16 protein-coding genes are annotated in these 15,604 nt (G+C 71.2%); 13 read left to right on the top strand and 3 right to left on the bottom strand.

The annotated features are described in order from the left end of the window. The first annotated feature begins 112 nt into the window (after nucleotides 1–112). Complete coding sequence (locus ELQ40_RS10715) at nucleotides 113–1,045, top strand: metallophosphoesterase (protein WP_127793676.1); 933 nt, start codon at nucleotides 113–115, stop codon at nucleotides 1,043–1,045. Then, nucleotides 1,042–2,049, top strand: a complete 1,008-nt coding sequence (locus ELQ40_RS10710; RefSeq protein ID WP_127793675.1) for a tyrosine recombinase XerC — start codon at nucleotides 1,042–1,044, stop codon at nucleotides 2,047–2,049. Before ELQ40_RS10715 ends, ELQ40_RS10710 begins: the two co-directional genes overlap by 4 nt. A 95-nt stretch (nucleotides 2,050–2,144) precedes the next feature. Here ELQ40_RS10710 and ELQ40_RS10705 read toward each other — a convergent pair whose 3' ends face one another. Next, entirely contained in the window at nucleotides 2,145–2,756 is a 612-nt protein-coding gene (locus tag ELQ40_RS10705) for a M23 family metallopeptidase (RefSeq protein ID WP_127793674.1), read from the bottom strand. Between the two features lie 283 nt (nucleotides 2,757–3,039). Between ELQ40_RS10705 and rpsB the strand changes: the two genes are divergently transcribed. From rpsB to ELQ40_RS10660, 9 genes are all read left to right on the top strand, one after another. Then, nucleotides 3,040–3,978 carry a 30S ribosomal protein S2 gene (rpsB, locus tag ELQ40_RS10700; RefSeq protein WP_127793673.1) on the top strand — a complete coding sequence of 313 codons (939 nt, stop codon included), beginning with the start codon at nucleotides 3,040–3,042 and terminating at the stop codon, nucleotides 3,976–3,978. A gap of 48 nt (nucleotides 3,979–4,026) precedes the next feature. Continuing rightward, entirely contained in the window at nucleotides 4,027–4,857 is an 831-nt protein-coding gene (gene tsf, locus ELQ40_RS10695; RefSeq protein ID WP_127793672.1) for a translation elongation factor Ts, read from the top strand. 147 nt (nucleotides 4,858–5,004) lie between these two features. After that, a complete protein-coding gene (pyrH, locus tag ELQ40_RS10690) occupies nucleotides 5,005–5,736 on the top strand; it encodes a UMP kinase (protein ID WP_127793671.1) in 732 nt (243 codons plus the stop codon). Between the two features lie 32 nt (nucleotides 5,737–5,768). Continuing rightward, nucleotides 5,769–6,323 (top strand): ribosome recycling factor, encoded by a 555-nt coding sequence (gene frr, locus ELQ40_RS10685; RefSeq protein WP_127793670.1) that lies wholly within the window; start codon nucleotides 5,769–5,771, stop codon nucleotides 6,321–6,323. 99 nt (nucleotides 6,324–6,422) lie between these two features. Continuing rightward, entirely contained in the window at nucleotides 6,423–7,331 is a 909-nt protein-coding gene (locus tag ELQ40_RS10680; protein WP_240665742.1) for a phosphatidate cytidylyltransferase, read from the top strand. 21 nt (nucleotides 7,332–7,352) lie between these two features. Then, entirely contained in the window at nucleotides 7,353–7,907 is a 555-nt protein-coding gene (locus ELQ40_RS10675) for a DivIVA domain-containing protein (protein ID WP_127793668.1), read from the top strand. 126 nt (nucleotides 7,908–8,033) lie between these two features. Continuing rightward, nucleotides 8,034–8,669 carry a lytic transglycosylase domain-containing protein gene (locus tag ELQ40_RS19395; protein ID WP_370296343.1) on the top strand — a complete coding sequence of 212 codons (636 nt, stop codon included), beginning with the start codon at nucleotides 8,034–8,036 and terminating at the stop codon, nucleotides 8,667–8,669. Nucleotides 8,670–8,691: 22 nt separating this feature from the next. Continuing rightward, complete coding sequence (locus ELQ40_RS10665) at nucleotides 8,692–9,000, top strand: hypothetical protein (RefSeq protein WP_240665741.1); 309 nt, start codon at nucleotides 8,692–8,694, stop codon at nucleotides 8,998–9,000. Further along, nucleotides 8,997–9,728 carry an alpha/beta hydrolase gene (locus tag ELQ40_RS10660; RefSeq protein WP_205649319.1) on the top strand — a complete coding sequence of 244 codons (732 nt, stop codon included), beginning with the start codon at nucleotides 8,997–8,999 and terminating at the stop codon, nucleotides 9,726–9,728. The genes ELQ40_RS10665 and ELQ40_RS10660 overlap by 4 nt, the downstream gene beginning before the upstream one ends. Nucleotides 9,729–9,795: 67 nt before the next feature. On the opposite strand, the gene ELQ40_RS10655 is transcribed toward ELQ40_RS10660, so the two are convergent. Beyond that, on the bottom strand, nucleotides 9,796–10,863 hold the full coding sequence (locus ELQ40_RS10655) for an AI-2E family transporter (protein ID WP_127793667.1): 1,068 nt from the start codon (nucleotides 10,861–10,863) through the stop codon (nucleotides 9,796–9,798). 37 nt (nucleotides 10,864–10,900) lie between these two features. Beyond that, complete coding sequence (locus tag ELQ40_RS10650) at nucleotides 10,901–12,514, bottom strand: DivIVA domain-containing protein (RefSeq protein WP_127793666.1); 1,614 nt, start codon at nucleotides 12,512–12,514, stop codon at nucleotides 10,901–10,903. A gap of 186 nt (nucleotides 12,515–12,700) precedes the next feature. On the opposite strand from ELQ40_RS10650, the gene ELQ40_RS10645 reads away from it, so the two are divergent. Together ELQ40_RS10645 and ELQ40_RS10640 are read left to right on the top strand one after the other, a co-directional pair. Beyond that, complete coding sequence (locus ELQ40_RS10645) at nucleotides 12,701–14,638, top strand: hypothetical protein (RefSeq protein WP_127793665.1); 1,938 nt, start codon at nucleotides 12,701–12,703, stop codon at nucleotides 14,636–14,638. Next, entirely contained in the window at nucleotides 14,635–15,561 is a 927-nt protein-coding gene (locus tag ELQ40_RS10640; RefSeq protein WP_127793664.1) for a tetratricopeptide repeat protein, read from the top strand. Before ELQ40_RS10645 ends, ELQ40_RS10640 begins: the two co-directional genes overlap by 4 nt. The last annotated feature ends 43 nt before the right edge of the window (nucleotides 15,562–15,604 follow it).

Below are 15,604 nucleotides of genomic sequence, written 5' to 3'. Positions count from 1 at the left end.
CGGAATCGCCTCGGAGTTCGGGGGAGGCGCGATCGCCCGGCGACGCCCAGGCAACCGCGGTCACCCCGGCGAGGCGCCGTCGAGCGTCGGCGGTGCACCGTACGCTGGCCGCGTGGCTGGACTCACCGATGCACCCCGGCTCGGCCGGTTCCCGGCGCCGTCGCACGTGATCGCGCACCTCTCGGACCTGCATCTGCTCGCCGGCGGCGCTGAGCTCGGAGGCCGTGTCGACACGGTGGCTGCGCTCGAGCAGGCGGTGCGGCAGCTCGAACGGCTCGGCCCGATGCTCGACGCGATCGTCGTCACGGGCGATGTCGCCGATCTGGGGGAGTCCGACGCCTATCACCGGGCGCGTGCCGCGCTCGAGCCGCTCGCGGTGCGTGCCGGCGCCGAACTCGTCTGGGTCATCGGCAATCACGATGAGCGCGGCCCGTTCCGCGAGGCGCTGCTCGACGCCCGGCCCGGCGCCGACGACGACGGGGAGTCGCCGCTGCACCGCGTGACGACGGTCGACGGACTCCGCATCATCACGCTCGACGTCACCGTGCCCGGCTGGCATCACGGCGACGTGACGGGCGAGGCGGTCTCCTGGCTCGCGCAGGTCCTCGCCGAACCCGCACCCGCAGGCAGCGTGCTGGCGATGCACCACGCGCCGATCGCGAGTCCGCTGGCCCTGATGGACGTGCTCGAACTTCGCGGACAGGACGCGCTCGCCGAGGTGCTCGTCGGCAGCGACGTCCGCCTCATCCTCGGCGGGCACCTGCACTATCCGACGAACGGCACGTTCGCGGGCATCCCGGTCTCCGTGGCCGGCGCGATCGCGTACACGCTGGACCCCTCGGCCGCGCCGCGCTCGCTCGTCGGCATCGACGGCGGCCGCTCGTTCTCGCTGGCGTACCTCCGCGCCGACGGCGCCACCACCGCGGTCGTGCCGGTCGGCGACCACCCGGTCGTCGCCGAATTCGGGTCGGACTTCCTCGACGAGATCGAGCGCGTCGACCCCGTCGGTCGGCTCGAACGCTTCTCGCGCAAGCAGGCGCCATGACGACGACTCCGTCGTTCCACCAGGCGATCGACGCATACCTCGGGCACCTGACCGCCGAACGCGGGTACTCGGCGAACACGGTGAAGGCGTACGCGTCCGACCTCGCCGATCTCGTCGAGTTCGCCGCGCGACGCACCGCCGTCACCGAGCCACCGGCGTCGGAGTGGGAGTCGGCGGAGCACGACGCGCCGCTCGACACGATCAGCCTGCCGCTGCTTCGCGACTGGCTCTGGGAGGCGACCGAGGCCGGGCTCGCGCGATCGACGATCGCGCGCCGGGCCGCCTCCGTGCGGGGATGCCTCGCCTGGGCGGCCCGTCGGGGCCTGCTGCCCGCCGACCCCGCCGCGCGGCTGCGGGCGCCCCGAGGGCAGCGTGCGCTCCCGAGGGTCCTCACGCGTCAGGCGATCGACGGGCTGCTCGGCCGGCTGGAAGCGGCCGCGGCCGATGGCGAACCGACGGCCGCCCGCGATAGCGCCGTCGTCGAACTCCTGTACGCATCCGGGCTCCGCGTGTCGGAACTGGTCGGTCTCGACGTCGACGAGATCGACCGGTCTCGTCGTACGGTCCGAGTGCTCGGCAAGGGCTCGAAGGAACGGGTCGTGCCGTACGGTGCTCCCGCAGCGCGAGCGCTCGATCGCTATCTCGAACGCGCGAGGCCGCTCCTGCTCACGGAATCGGGCCCCGCCGTGCCGGCGCCACGCTTCAGCGGGCCGACGAGGACGGCGACCCCCGCCGCCTTCATCGGCTCGCGCGGCGGCCGGCTGGGGGTGCGTGCCGTGCACCGCCTCGTCGCGAGCCTCCTCGCCGACCTCCCGGGGAGCGGGCCGAGCGGGCCGCATGCGCTCCGCCACACGGCCGCCACGCATCTGCTCGACGGGGGCGCCGACCTGCGCGCCGTGCAGGAGTTCCTCGGCCACGCGAGCCTGGGCACCACGCAGATCTACACGCACGTCTCGGCCGAGCGGCTGAAGCAGACGTACCGGACGGCTCACCCGCGGGCCTGAGGTCGGGACCCGTCCTTCAGTCCGAGTGCGCCGCGTCGGCGCGCCCGCTGGTACGGCTGCGGTCGCTCCGCGCCGAGCGGCTGGCACGATCTGGATCAGCGCAGCGGGAGCAGCACCGCTCGGGGCACGCCCCCGAGGAACAGGAACGGCGAGACGTAGGCGCCGTCGATCCGCACGCCGAAGTGCACGCAGCTGCCGTCGCAGTGCCCGCCGGCGTCGACGACGCCGATCTCCTCGCCCCGTACGACGCGGTTGCCGGCGTCGACCCAGGCCAGGACCGGTTCGATGGAACTGAGCACGCCGTCGCCGTGGTCGATCGACAGCACAGGCCTCCCGCCGACCGGGCCCGCGAAGTGCACCACGCCCGCGTCGGGCGCCAGCACCGGTGTACCCGGCTCAGCCGCGAGGTCGATGCCGCGATGCCCTGCCGAGTACTCGGTCGCAGGCTGGCGGTACGGCGCGACCACGCGGATCGGCGGCGCGACCGGCCACCGCCAGGTCCCGGCCGCCGCGTCGGGGACTCCCGGGCCCGGTGCCGGCCGTCCAGCCGCCGGCGCCGCGCCGGTCGATGCGCCCAGCAGCACGGTGCCGGTGAGCAACGCCGCGGCGACGCGTCTGCGGGAGCCGCCTGCGAACCGGAACAGTGCCGCGAACCGGAACAGTGCCGCGAACCGGAACAGTGCCGCGAACCGGGGGCGGAGGGGCATCCATCGATCGTCCATTCCCGAAGCCTGGCGAGGCGGGGCCGCGAGGTGCGCGAAGCGCGTGACAACAGGGCGCCGTGGACGCGCGGAGCGGCTGGGGAGGAGAGGTGCCCGTGATAGCATGATCCTTGCGCCTCGCCATGCGAGGTGACTCCGCGTGCCCATTCGGCCACGAATCCACTCAGTCCCGACCGGCGACCTCGTCGGTTCGGGCGGAGCCGTGCCGGGCACCAGGGCTTCGACCGCCGGTCGCAAGCGTCAACTGAGAACAGAAGGAGAACGGCTCATGGCCGTCGTCACCATCCGCCAGCTGCTCGACAGCGGCGTGCACTTCGGGCACCAGACCCGCCGCTGGAACCCGAAGATGAAGCGCTTCATCTTCACCGAGCGCTCGGGCATCTACATCATCGACCTCCAGCAGTCGCTCGCCTACATCGACAAGGCGTACGACTTCGTCAAGGAGACGGTCGCCCACGGCGGCACGATCCTCTTCGTCGGCACCAAGAAGCAGGCGCAGGAGTCCATCGCCGAGCAGGCGACCCGCGTCGGCCAGCCCTACGTGAACCAGCGCTGGCTCGGCGGCCTCCTCACCAACTTCTCGACGGTGTCGAAGCGCCTCGCCCGCATGAAGGAGCTCGAGGAGCTCGACTACGAGGGCACCACCTCGGGCTTCACCAAGAAGGAGCTCCTCCTCAAGAAGCGCGAGCTCGACAAGCTGCACAAGTCGCTCGGCGGCATCCGCAACCTCTCGAAGACGCCGTCGGCGCTCTGGGTCGTGGACACCAAGAAGGAGCACCTCGCGATCGACGAGGCCAAGAAGCTCGGCATCCCCGTCATCGGCATCCTCGACACCAACTGCGACCCCGACGAGGTCCAGTACCCGATCCCGGGCAACGACGACGCGATCCGCTCGGTGAGCCTGCTCACGCGCATCATCGCCGACGCTGCGGCCGAGGGCCTCATCCAGCGCCACCAGAAGCCCGAAGAGGGCGACGAGGCCGCCGAGCCGCTCGCCGAGTGGGAGCAGGAGCTCCTCCAGGCCGGCAGCGCGACCACGCCGGAGCAGGCTTCGGCCGAGACCGAGAAGGTCGCCGAGACCGAGGCCGAGGCCAAGGCCGAGGCCGCCGAGGTCGTCGACGCGGCAGCGACCGAGGTCGCCGCGACCGAGTCGGCTGCAGACGAGGCCGGCGCCGAGGCGGCCGACGAGGCCGCCAAGGCCGAGTAAGCCGCAACCCGTTCCGTCACCCCGAACACGACAGGGAGTCCATTCCACATGGCCAACGTCAGCATCGCCGACATCAAGGCGCTTCGCGAGCAGCTCGGTACCGGCATGACCGACACCAAGAACGCGCTCGTCGAGGCCGACGGCGACATCGAGAAGGCGACCGAGATCCTCCGGCTCAAGGGCGCGAAGGGTAACGCGAAGCGTGCCGACCGCTCCACCTCCGAGGGCCTCGTCGCCGCCGCCGACAACGGCGACGGCACCGCCACGCTCATCGAGCTCGCCTGCGAGACCGACTTCGTCGCCAAGGGCGACAAGTTCGTCGGCCTCGCGGACCGCGTGCTCGCCGCTGTCGCCGCGTCGCGCGCCGAGACCGTCGAGGCGGCCCTTGCCGCACCGGCAGAGGGCAAGACCGTCGCCGACGTGATCAGCGAGGACGCCGCGATCCTCGGCGAGAAGGTCGAACTGCGCCGCGTCCGTCTCGTCACCGGCGAGCACTTCTCGATCTACCTGCACAAGACCTCGAAGGACCTGCCCCCGCAGGTCGGCGTGGTCGTGGGCTACGCGGGTGACGACGCCGAGACGGCTCGCTCGATCGCGCAGCACATCTCGTTCGCCGCGCCCGAGTACCTCACCCGTGAGGACGTCCCGGCCGAGGCCGTCGAGAAGGAGCGTGCGCTCGTCGAGCAGATCACCCGCGAGGAGGGCAAGCCCGAGGCCGCCCTCCCGAAGATCGTCGAGGGTCGCCTCGGCGCCTTCTTCAAGCAGGTCTCGCTGCTCGAGCAGGACTACGCGAAGGACAACAAGCTGTCCGTCAGCAAGGTCCTTCAGGATGCGGGCCTGACGGTGAGCGACTTCGCTCGCTTCAAGGTCGGCGCGTAACACCATCGCGAGGGAGTCCGGATCGGTTTCGATCCGGACTCCCTTCGTGTGTGCGGATGCCTCTGGCGAGACATCCGTCCGCGTCGCTCGGCTCGCACCGAGCCGACGCGCACTAGTTTTGTACCCGGGATCGAAGGGACTGTGGATATGACCGAACGCAGGCGGAGAGTGATGCTGAAGCTCTCGGGTGAGGCCTTCGGCGGGGGAGCCCTCGGCGTCAACCCCGACGTCGTCTCGTCCCTCGCCCGGGAGATCGCCGACGCGGCCCGCACGGTCGAGGTGGCCATCGTCGTCGGCGGCGGCAATTTCTTCCGAGGTGCCGAGCTGAGCCAGCGCGGCATGGACCGCGGTCGCGCCGACTACATGGGCATGCTGGGGACGGTGATGAACTCGCTCGCGCTCCAAGACTTCCTCGAGCAGGCGGGGGCCGAGACGCGCGTGCAGTCCGCGATCTCGATGACGCAGGTCGCCGAGCCGTACATCCCGCGCCGCGCCGAGCGGCACCTCGAGAAGGGCCGCGTGGTGATCTTCGGCGCTGGTGCCGGCCTGCCGTACTTCTCGACCGACACGGTCGCCGCGCAGCGGGCGCTCGAGATCGACGCCGACATCGTGCTCGTCGCGAAGAACGGCGTCGACGCCGTCTACTCGGACGACCCGCGCACGAATCCCGATGCGACGAAGATCGACCGCATCAGCTACCAGGAGGCGCTCCAGAAGGGGCTGAAGGTCGTCGACTCGACCGCGTTCAGCCTCTGCATGGACAACGGCATGCCGATGCAGGTCTTCGGCATGGAGCCGGCCGGGAACGTGACCGCCGCCATCCTCGGCGCGGACCTCGGCACCATCGTGTCGAACGGCACGGCACCGGCCGGTCGATAGACTGTCCCGAGCAGCGAAGAGAAGGAGCTCCCGTGATCGCGGATGTACTGTCTGACGCCACCGCCCGCATGCAGAAGGCCGTCGAGGTCGCGAAGGACGACTTCGCGACCGTGCGGACCGGGCGCGCCAACCCCCAGCTCTTCCAGAAGATCATGGTGAGTTACTACGGCACCCCGACGCCGCTGGCGCAGCTCGCCTCGTTGAACAACCCCGAGGCGCGCACCCTGGTCGTCACGCCCTATGACAAGTCCGCGCTCAAGGACATCGAGCAGGCGATCCGCGACACCCCGAACCTCGGTGCGAACCCGACGAACGACGGCAACATCATCCGCGTGACGCTGCCCGAGCTGACCGAGGAGCGCCGCAAGGAGTTCGTCAAGCTCGTCCGCGGCAAGGCCGAGGACGCCCGGGTGTCCGTCCGCAACATCCGTCGCAAGGCGAAGGACGACCTCGACGCGCTCAAGGGCGAGGTCGGCGACGACGAGGTGGCGCGGGGCGAGAAGGAGCTCGAGCAGGTCACGAAGTCCCATGTCGACCAGATCGACGAGGCGCTCAAGCGCAAGGAAGCCGAGCTCCTCGAGGTCTGACCGGGGAGTCCGAGGCTGAAGATGACAGGCGTCCCTGAGGGGGAGCGGACGGACGCCGGCGATCATGACCGGAGTACCCGCGAGGAGTTCCGCGCGCAGGTGAACGCGCGCAAGGCAGATCTCGAGCGTCAGTTCGAGGCCGGTCGTGCCCAGTTCGATCAGGCGCAGGAGAAGATCAAGGCCCGCACGGGACGCAACCTGATCCTCGCGATCCTCATCGGCGTGGCGTTCGGCGCGGCGCTGCTGCTCAGCCTGCTCGTGGTGAAGCAGCTCTTCATGCTGTTCGCCGTCGTGGTCGCGGCGTTCGCGACCGGCGAGCTCGTGCAGGCGCTGCGGAAGGGCGACATCCGCGTCCCGATCGTGCCGTCGGTCGCGGCAGCCGTGATCGCGGTGCCGGTGTCGTACTTCTTCGGCGCCGCCGGGCAGGTGATCGCCGTGCTGGGCGGCATCGTGCTCGTCACGCTCTGGCGGCTCGCCTCGTCCGGCCGGCATCGCGATGCACGTCAGCCGGGCCGGGGACTCGGTCTCGACCTCGCGGCCGGCGCGTTCGTGCAGGGGTACGTCACCTTTCTCGCGACGTTCACCGTGGTCCTGACGGCCGCCGACGGCGGGGAGTGGTGGACGCTCGCCTTCATCGTGACCGCGGTCGCGGCCGACACCGGCGCCTATGCGTTCGGGCTCATGTTCGGGAAGCATCCGATGGCGCCGGTCATCAGCCCCAAGAAGACGTGGGAGGGATTCGCGGGCGCTGCGGGCACCAGCCTCGTGGCGGGCGTGCTCCTCGCGCTCTTCATGCTGGATCAGCCGTGGTGGTTCGGGTTGCTCTTCGGCGCCGCGATCCTCGCATCGGCGACGATCGGCGACCTGATCGAGTCGCTCATCAAGCGCGATCTCGGCATCAAGGACATGAGCTCGTGGCTGCCGGGGCACGGCGGATTCCTCGACCGGCTCGATTCGATCCTGCCCTCCGCGGCGGTGGCCTTCGTGGCGTTCAGCATCTTCGGTTGACGGGTGGGTGATACTGGAGCGGTGACGTCGACCTTCCCCCATGCCCGCACGCCGAAGCTCGGGTACGACACCCGCCAGGTCGAGGAGTTCCTCGAGGTCGCGCGGCGCGCGTTCGACGGCACGCCGCGGGCCGGCGACCCGAGCGTGACGGCCGAGCGGATCCGGCTCACCGCCTTCGGGATGCAGAAGGGCGGTTACTCCACGTCGCACGTGGACGCCGCCCTCGAGCGGCTCGAGGACGCCTTCGCGGCGCGTGAGCGGCAGATCGCCGCGCGCCTGCACGGTGACGAGGCCTGGCTGCGCGAGGCGCGCACCACCGCGCAGGTGGTGGCAAACCGGCTCGCGCGGGCCGACGGCGAACGTTTCGAGCGGGTCAACCCGCTGGTGCTCGGGTACCACGTGAAGGACGTCGACGCCTTCGGCGACCGACTGTCGCGGTACTTCGCGGACGGCTGGCCGATCGGAGTGGATGACGTGCGAACGGTGACGTTCCGTTCGCAGCGCGGTGGGTATCGCGAGTCGCAGGTGGATCTCGTGCTCGACGCCGTGGTCGACGTGATGCTCGCGGTGCGCTGAGCACCTCGAGGGCCGCTGCTCCGATACACTCGATCCATCGTGGGTAGGCATTCGGATTCAGGCGCGCAGGGCGCGGTCGGATCCGGCGTTCCCCCGATGCGGAGATCCAATGTCCGGCCCGCTTCGATGCGGGTCCCCGAGCCCGTTCGATCCGACGTCGCGGCGACCGCCGGCCGGGGTCCGGGCCGGGTGAAGCAGGCCGCGACCGGGGTGTTCGCGTTCGCCGCGGCCGCGAGTTTCCTGCTGGTGAACGTCATCGGTCCGTTCTCGGGCGCCACGGCGTCGGCGGACTACACGGCGGCCGACCGCTTCGACGGCGAGGCGGCGCAGGACGTCGAGGTCGGGGGAGCGCACGACCTCGCGGTCGCGAGAGAGACCTACCTCGTCGAGGCGAAGCCCGAGGAACCGGTGTCCACCACCGCGAGCAGCGGTTGGGCGCCCCCGGCGATCACCCCCGACCCCGGGTCGGCGCAGGCATACGCGGCTGGCGCGGTCGCGGCGCGGGGGTGGGGCCCGTCGGAGTACGACTGCCTCTACGCCCTCTGGGCGAAGGAGTCGGGCTGGCGCGTGAACGCGTACAACGCGTCGAGCGGTGCGTACGGCATCCCGCAGGCGCTGCCGGGGTCGAAGATGGCGTCCGCCGGTGCCGACTGGGAGACGAACGCCAACACGCAGATCGAATGGGGCCTCGGGTACGTCTCCGGTCGGTACGGCACGCCCTGCGGTGCGTGGGCGCACTCGCAGGACGTCGGCTGGTACTGATCTCGCCGCCTAGACTGGAACGATGGCACCGTCGAATCGAGATCGTGGGCGCGCCGCGAAGGCGCGTGCCGGGCATCCCGAACTCGACGTCGAACGACTGACCGCCGGTTGGAAACGCACCGAGGTGCGCGGCGGGCGCGAATGGTTCGTGCAACCCGTCTCGGAACGACAGGCGGCGAAGGCGTACGCGTGCCCGGGCTGCGTCGTCGAGATCGCACCGGGCACGCCGCATCTCGTCGCCTGGCGCGCCGACGGGGTGCTGGGCGATGCCGCCGACCTCGCAGCCCGACGGCACTGGCACACGCACTGCTGGAGGATGAGCACCCCGTGAGCGAGACCGCCCCGATCGAGATCCGCGCCGCCGTCGAACTGCCCGCGAGCCGCGAGGACATCGAACTCCGGACCGACGACGGACTGACGCTGGTCGGCGAGTTGGCGACACCGGTCGACCGTCCGCCGGTCGCGACGCTCGTGACGCTGCATCCGCTGCCGACCCACGGCGGATTCATGGACTCGCACATCCTGCGGAAGGCGGCGGCGCGGCTCCCGGCGCTCGCAGGACTCGCCGTGCTGCGCTTCAACACCCGCGGGACGACGTCACCACGGGGGACGAGCGGCGGCGAGTTCGGCGACGGCGTCACCGAACGGGCGGATGTCGCAGCGGCGATGGCCTTCGTCCGCGAACGGGGACTGCCGGCGCCGTGGCTGGTCGGATGGTCGTTCGGCACCGAGTTGGCGCTGAAGTACGGACTGGAGCACGAGGTCGCGGGAGTCATCCTCCTGTCGCCGCCGCTTCGGCGGACCACGCCCGACGAGGTCGCCCGCTGGGCCGGGGCATCCGTCCCCGTGGTCGCGCTGGTGCCCGAGCATGACGACTTCCTGCAGCCCGCGGCCGCGGCCGCGCAGTTCGCCGTGGCGCCGAACATCCGCGTCGTGGGAGTCGACGACGCGAAGCACCTCTGGGTCGGCGAGCAGCAGACCCGGCGCGTGCTGGACGAGATCGTCGGACTGGTCGCCCCCGACGCGCTGCCGCTGCCGACCACCTGGCCGGTCGCCTGACCGCCGGCCGGTCGCCTGACTGCGGCCGGTCGCGTGCCGGCGAAGCGCGGGCGGCCGACCCCTCCGGCTACCGCGTGTTCTGGTAGGGGATGACGACCTGCTTGGTGATGAGCAGGAGCGCGGCGGCGACCGGGATCGCGATCAGTGCGCCGAGGATCCCGAGGAGCGTGCCGCCCGCGAGGGCGGCGACGACGACGAGTGCCGCAGGCACCCGCACGGCGCGATTCATGATGCGGGGACTGAGGAGGTATGCCTCCACCTGCATGTACACGAGGTAGTAGATCGCCGCGACCAGTGCCGTCAGCGGCGAGCCGATGCCGGGGAGCAGGCAGACGAGCACGATGATCACGGATCCACTCAGGGTGCCGACGAGCGGGATCAGCGACAGGGTGAACGCGAGGAACGCCAGCACCGCGGGGAACGGGGCGTTGATCACGGAGAGGAAGATGAAGCTCGCCATGCCGTTGATCGCGCCGAGCGTGATCTGGCCCATGACGTACCGGCCGACGGACTGCGTGATCTGCTCGGTGAGGTCGGCGAAGCGCCCGCGCCGGGTCGCGGGGACCAGTTCGTACAGACCCCGCTTCATGCTGCCGAGCGAGGCCGTGAAGTACAGCGTGAGGATCACGACGATCACGGCGGCGAAGACGCCGCTGCCGATCGCGAAGGCGACCTGCCACACCCCGCCGGCGATGTCGCTGAGCTTGTCGGGGTTCGACACGAAGTCGAGCACGGCCGCTGAGACGGAGTCGTAGACCGCCTGCACGTCGAGCAGCGGGAACTCCTCCTGCAGCGTGTCGAGGAACTCCGCGGTGTTCCCGAACCTCGCGACGAGGCCGGGCAGCGCGTCGACCAGCTGGCCGACCTGGTCGACGATGATCGGCACCACGGCGAGCAGGAGGGCTGCGAGAACGACGGTGACGCCGGCGATGACGATCAGTATCGCGGCCCACCGGGGCAGTCCCCGGCGTTCGAGCCATCCCACGGCGGGATCGAGGCCCAACGCGAGGAACAGGGCCGCGCCGACGTACGTGAGGATCGTCGACAGGCTGGCGATCGAGAAGAGGATGAGGAGGCCGGCTCCGACGCCCAGCGTGCCGACCAATCCGACACGGAAGGCGTTATGGATCTTCACGGTCCGGCCCCCTCGGGTACTCAGGTGTTGCTGGCGGTCATCGACCCTGGGCGGCGACCTGCTCGGCCTGCGTCAGCACGCCGCGCAGGCTCTCGAAGTACCCGGCGACGGCGTCGCGCTCGATGCGGATCTCCGCGAGGCGGTCCTCGGCGTCCGCGACGAGGGCGCGGGTGCGCTCCTCGGCGTCGGCGATGAGCTTGCGGGCCTGCGCGTGCGCCTCGGTGATGCGCTGGCGCGCCTCCTCGTCGGCCTTGTCGCGGATGTCGGCGCTCTCGGACCGGACGCGGCTCTCGAGCACCTCAGCCTCGGCGCGGGCCTCGGCGGTCCGGGCGACCGCCTCGGCAAGCTCGGCGTTGGCGTCGTCGAGGTAGCCCTGGGTCTCGGCCACGGCCTCCTGGTGCCGGGTCAGCAACTCCTGCTCGGCGTCGTCGCGCTTGCTCGCGAGCTCGGCATCGAGGTCGTTCTTGGCCTGCTCGATCTCGCGCTTCATGCGGTTGACCTCGTGCGTCGTCTTCTTGCGCATCGAGGTGAGCTGGTTGTCGAGGTCGATCCGGCCCTGCTCGGCCTCGGCCTCGAAGTCGGCCCGGGCCTGCTCCTGCTCGAGCGAGAGGTCCGCTCGCATCTGGTCGAGCGTCTTCTCGTGCTTGATGCGGATGCGCTCGAGCTCGTTCTTCAGCTTCAGCTTGGCGGCCTCGGCCTCGCGCTCGAGGTCGACGCCGAGCTGCTCGCGCTCCTGGTTCAGCTGGGACCGCCCCGCCTCGAGCTCGCGCTCGAGGTCGGTGCGCGCCTGCTCGAGCTCGTGCTCGAGGGCGACGCGACGCTCCTCGATCTCCGCCTCGATCCCCGCGCGTGCCTCGGCGGTCTCGCGGTCGAGGTCGAGCTTGGCCTGCTCGGTCTGCTGCTGGAGGTCGATGCGGGCCTGCTGCGTCTCCTTGGCGAGCTCCGCGCGAGCCCGGTCGAGCTCGACCGCGACCTCCGCACGGGTCTGCTCGGTCTCCTGCTGGAGTCCGGCGGCGGCGGCGCGGGCCTCGGTCGCCTCCGAGTTCGCCTCGGCGCGGAGTGCCGCGGCCTTGCGCTCGGCCTCGGCGAGGAGGGCCGCCGCCTCCCGCTTCGCGCTGCTGCGCAGTTCGGCCGACTCGGTCGAGGCCGCACCGCGGATCGCGGCCGCGTCGCGGGCGGCATCCTGTCGGAGCTGCTCGCTCGACTCGTGGGCGCGGGCGTTCATGTCGTCGACCTCGGCGCGCGCGTTCTCGAGCATGCGCGTCGACTGCGACTTGGCGTCGCTCAGGGTGCGATCGGCGAGCTCCTGTGCGTCGGACTTGAGGAGGTGCACCTCGTCGTCCGCGGCACGACGCAGCTTCTCGGCGTCGATGTCGGCCTGTGCGATCAGCCGCGTCGACTGCTCCTCGGCGACGCGGAGCGTGTTCTCGAGCTTGGTTCCGAGGCCGGAGAAGGTCGGGCTGCCGACCTCCTCGAGCTCGGCGGTCAGTTCCTCGATGCGGGCGAGGAGTCGCTTGTTCTCCTTGGTGCTCTCGGTGATCTGCGTGTTCGCGGTGATGACGTCACGACGAAGGCCGTTGAGGGCCTTGTCGACCTCGTCCTTGTCGTATCCGCGGAACACCTGCGTGAACTCGGTCTCTTCGACGGCCATGCTTCCTCCGGCTCGGGTCCCGCGGCGCTAGGGGGGTTGATGGCGCGGGAGTCGCCCCATTCTATGGGCGAAGGACGCCGGTCATGCTCGGTCGCATTCAGTCGGCGTCCGGCCGGCTCCCAGCCGGAGCCGATAGGGTTGGTTGTCTTTGTCGGAAGCCGCTCTGCGGCATGGAGGGAAAACCACGTGCGCTTCGTCTTCGCCATCGCGGCGTTCGTCGCCGCGGCCGTGCTGATCGGATTGGGCATCGCCCAGCGCACGGTCTTCCTGGAGCCCGGGAGCGTCTCGCTTCAGGTCCAGGTGGACGCGGCCGACGCGGATTACGTCGTCATCGAGCCGGATGCGCTCGCCGCGTACCCGGGCAAGCAGTCCGTCACGATCGCCGGTGAGGGGTCGACCTACTTCGCGTACGGACGCTCCAGCGACGTCCTCGCCTGGTTGGGCGACGACGAGTACGTGGCGGTCGGCTACGACGCCGAGTCCGGCGAACTCACCGATCGCCTGATGGTCGACGGCGAGCCGGTCGACGCGGAGCCGGATGCCCCGTCGACGACCGCCCCGGCGACGGATGCCCCGGCCACGGATGCCCCCGCGACGACCGCGCCCGCCACCCCGGATGCGACGGCACCCGCCGACACCGAGGGCGAGGCCGACGCGGTCGCGGTGTCGCCGTCGGGCTCCGACCTCTGGCTCGAGGAGCAGGCCGAGGAGAGCGGGCGGCTCGCACGCACGGTCGACCTCCCGGACGGGATCTCGATGCTCGTGGCATCCGGCAGCGAGGACCCGGTCCCGGACCGGATCGCGATCGCCTGGCCGCTCGACAACTCGACCCCGTGGGTGGGTCCACTGCTGACGCTCGGCTCGCTGCTGTTCGTGGTCGGCGTGATCCTCCTCATCTCCGGGATCGTCGGGCACAAGCGCTCGCGCGGACCACGGCGCAACCTGCCCAAGGGCGGTCGCGGCCGCCTGCCGAGCGCACCCAAGCCCGGCCGCAAGCAGGCGCAGCTCTCGAGCGGTCGACGCTCATCCGGCACGCGACGGGCCATGATCGCCGGGTTCGCGATGCTCCCGGCGCTCGCGCTGACGGCGTGCTCGCCCGACTACTGGCCCAGCTTCGACGAGGCCGCCGCGCCGGAGACGACGGCGCCGGCGACGGTCACCCCGACGCCGGCCCCCGGGGCGGACGGCGAGGAGCCCGAAGCCGGGGAAGAGGTCGAACCCGCTGTCACGGTGCCACAGATGGAGCGCATCATGGCGCGGATCTCGGACTCGGCCGGAGCGGCCGACGCGGCGCTCGACGCGACTGCGGCCGCCGAGCGGTTCACCGGTCCCGCCCTGCAGGCCCGGGAGGCGAACTACCGCATCCGTGCGGCGCTGCCCGACCGCCCGGCGCTGGCTCCCATCCCCGCGTCTCCGCTCGAGATCACTCTCCCGCAGCAGTCGCGGGGCGGCGTCTGGCCGCGCACGGTGCTCGAGGTCGTGCAGAACGGCGACGATCCGTCGGTCGCGCCGTCGGCACTGGTCCTGGTGCAGGAGTCGCCGCGCGAGAACTACAAGATCATGTACGCGATGTCGCTGGTCCCCGACGCGGATCCGCCGGAGGTCGCTCCCGCATCGATCGGTGCGCCGATCGTCACGCCGGATTCGAAACTGCTCATGCTGCCGCCGAGCCAGCTCGCCACGGCCTACGCCGACGTGCTGATCAACGGCGACGCCTCGCAGTATGCGGCGTTGTTCGAGCTCGAGGGCGATGCCCTGTACGAGCAGCTCGGCCCCACCGGACAGCAGGCCGAGGCCGCGAAGCTGCCGGCGACCGCGGGCATCACGTTCGCGAACCAGCCGGGAGCGAGCACCCCGGTCTCGCTCGCGACCAACGACTCGGGTGCGCTCGTGACCGTGTCGATCGAGCAGACCGAGCAGGTCAGGCCCAACGACGGCGGCACGATCGGCTTCGAGCCGGGTCCGGGCGCGGCCATGTCGGGCTTCACCGAGAAGAGCGCGAAGGGCGTGCAGCGCACGCGAGGCATCCAGGTCCTGTTCTACGTTCCCGCCGTCGGCTCGGAGGACCCGATCCGCGTGCTCGGCTGGTCGGAGAGCCTCATCGGAGCATCGGAGATTCCATGACGAACCCCATTCCGCCCGGCGGCTTCCGCGGCGCCGTCGACCTGTCGTCGCTCGTGCAGCCGCAGCAGGCGCCGGCGGCTGCGTCCGCCGCGACGGAAGACGACGCGATCGTGTTCGCGACCGACGACCAGGGCTTCGCCCCGGTGCTCGAGCGCTCCCGCACGGTACCCGTGGTGGTCGTCGTCTGGGCAGGGTGGAGCGAGCAGTCGGTCGCGCTCGTCGACGCGCTCGCGGGCCTGGTGCGCGCCCGTCAGGGCCGGCTCGTGCTCGCCACCGTCGAGGCCGATCGCAGCCCGCAGCTCGTCCAGGCCCTCCAGGTGCAGGCCGTTCCGACGGTCGTCGCGCTCGTGGGCGGCCAGCCCGCCCCGCTCTTCCAGGGCGAGCAACCCGACGACGTGATCGACCAGGTGTTCGACCAGCTGCTCCAGCTCGCCGCGCAGAACGGCGTGACCGGCACGGCCGAGGTAGATGGCGCCGGCGAGGCACCCGCAGAGTCGGCCGAGGAGCCGCTGCCGCCGCTGCACCAGGAGGCCTTCGACGCGATCTCGGCGGGCGACTACGCCGCGGCCGCTGCCGCGTACCGGACGGCGATCGCCCAGGACCCGCGCGACGCGCTCGCGGTCGCCGGCCTCGCGCAGGCGAACCTGCTGGGCCGGCTGCAGGGCAAGACGCTCGACGAGATCCGCACCCGAGCGGCTGCGGCCCCGGACGACCTCGACGCGCAGCTCGACGTCGCCGATCTCGACCTGTCCGGCGGGCACATCGACGACGCGTTCGCGCGCCTGCTCGACCTGTTCCCCACGCTCGACGCGGCCGGGAAGGCGACGGTCCGGGAGCGGCTCATCGAATTGTTCGAGGTCGTCGGCACCGACGACCCCCGCGTGGTCGCGGCGCGTCGCCGGCTCGCGAACCTGCTGTACTGATCTGCGGAACCCGCAGGCCCGTCGGCCCCGCGGGGCCAACGGA

Origin of the sequence: Agromyces sp. LHK192 (genome assembly GCF_004006235.1) — a bacterium.
In the GTDB taxonomy this organism is placed as follows: Bacteria; Actinomycetota; Actinomycetes; order Actinomycetales; family Microbacteriaceae; genus Agromyces.
The sequence above is the reverse complement of the archived record's forward strand: the minus strand, read 5'-3'. Positions and strand labels throughout refer to the sequence as shown.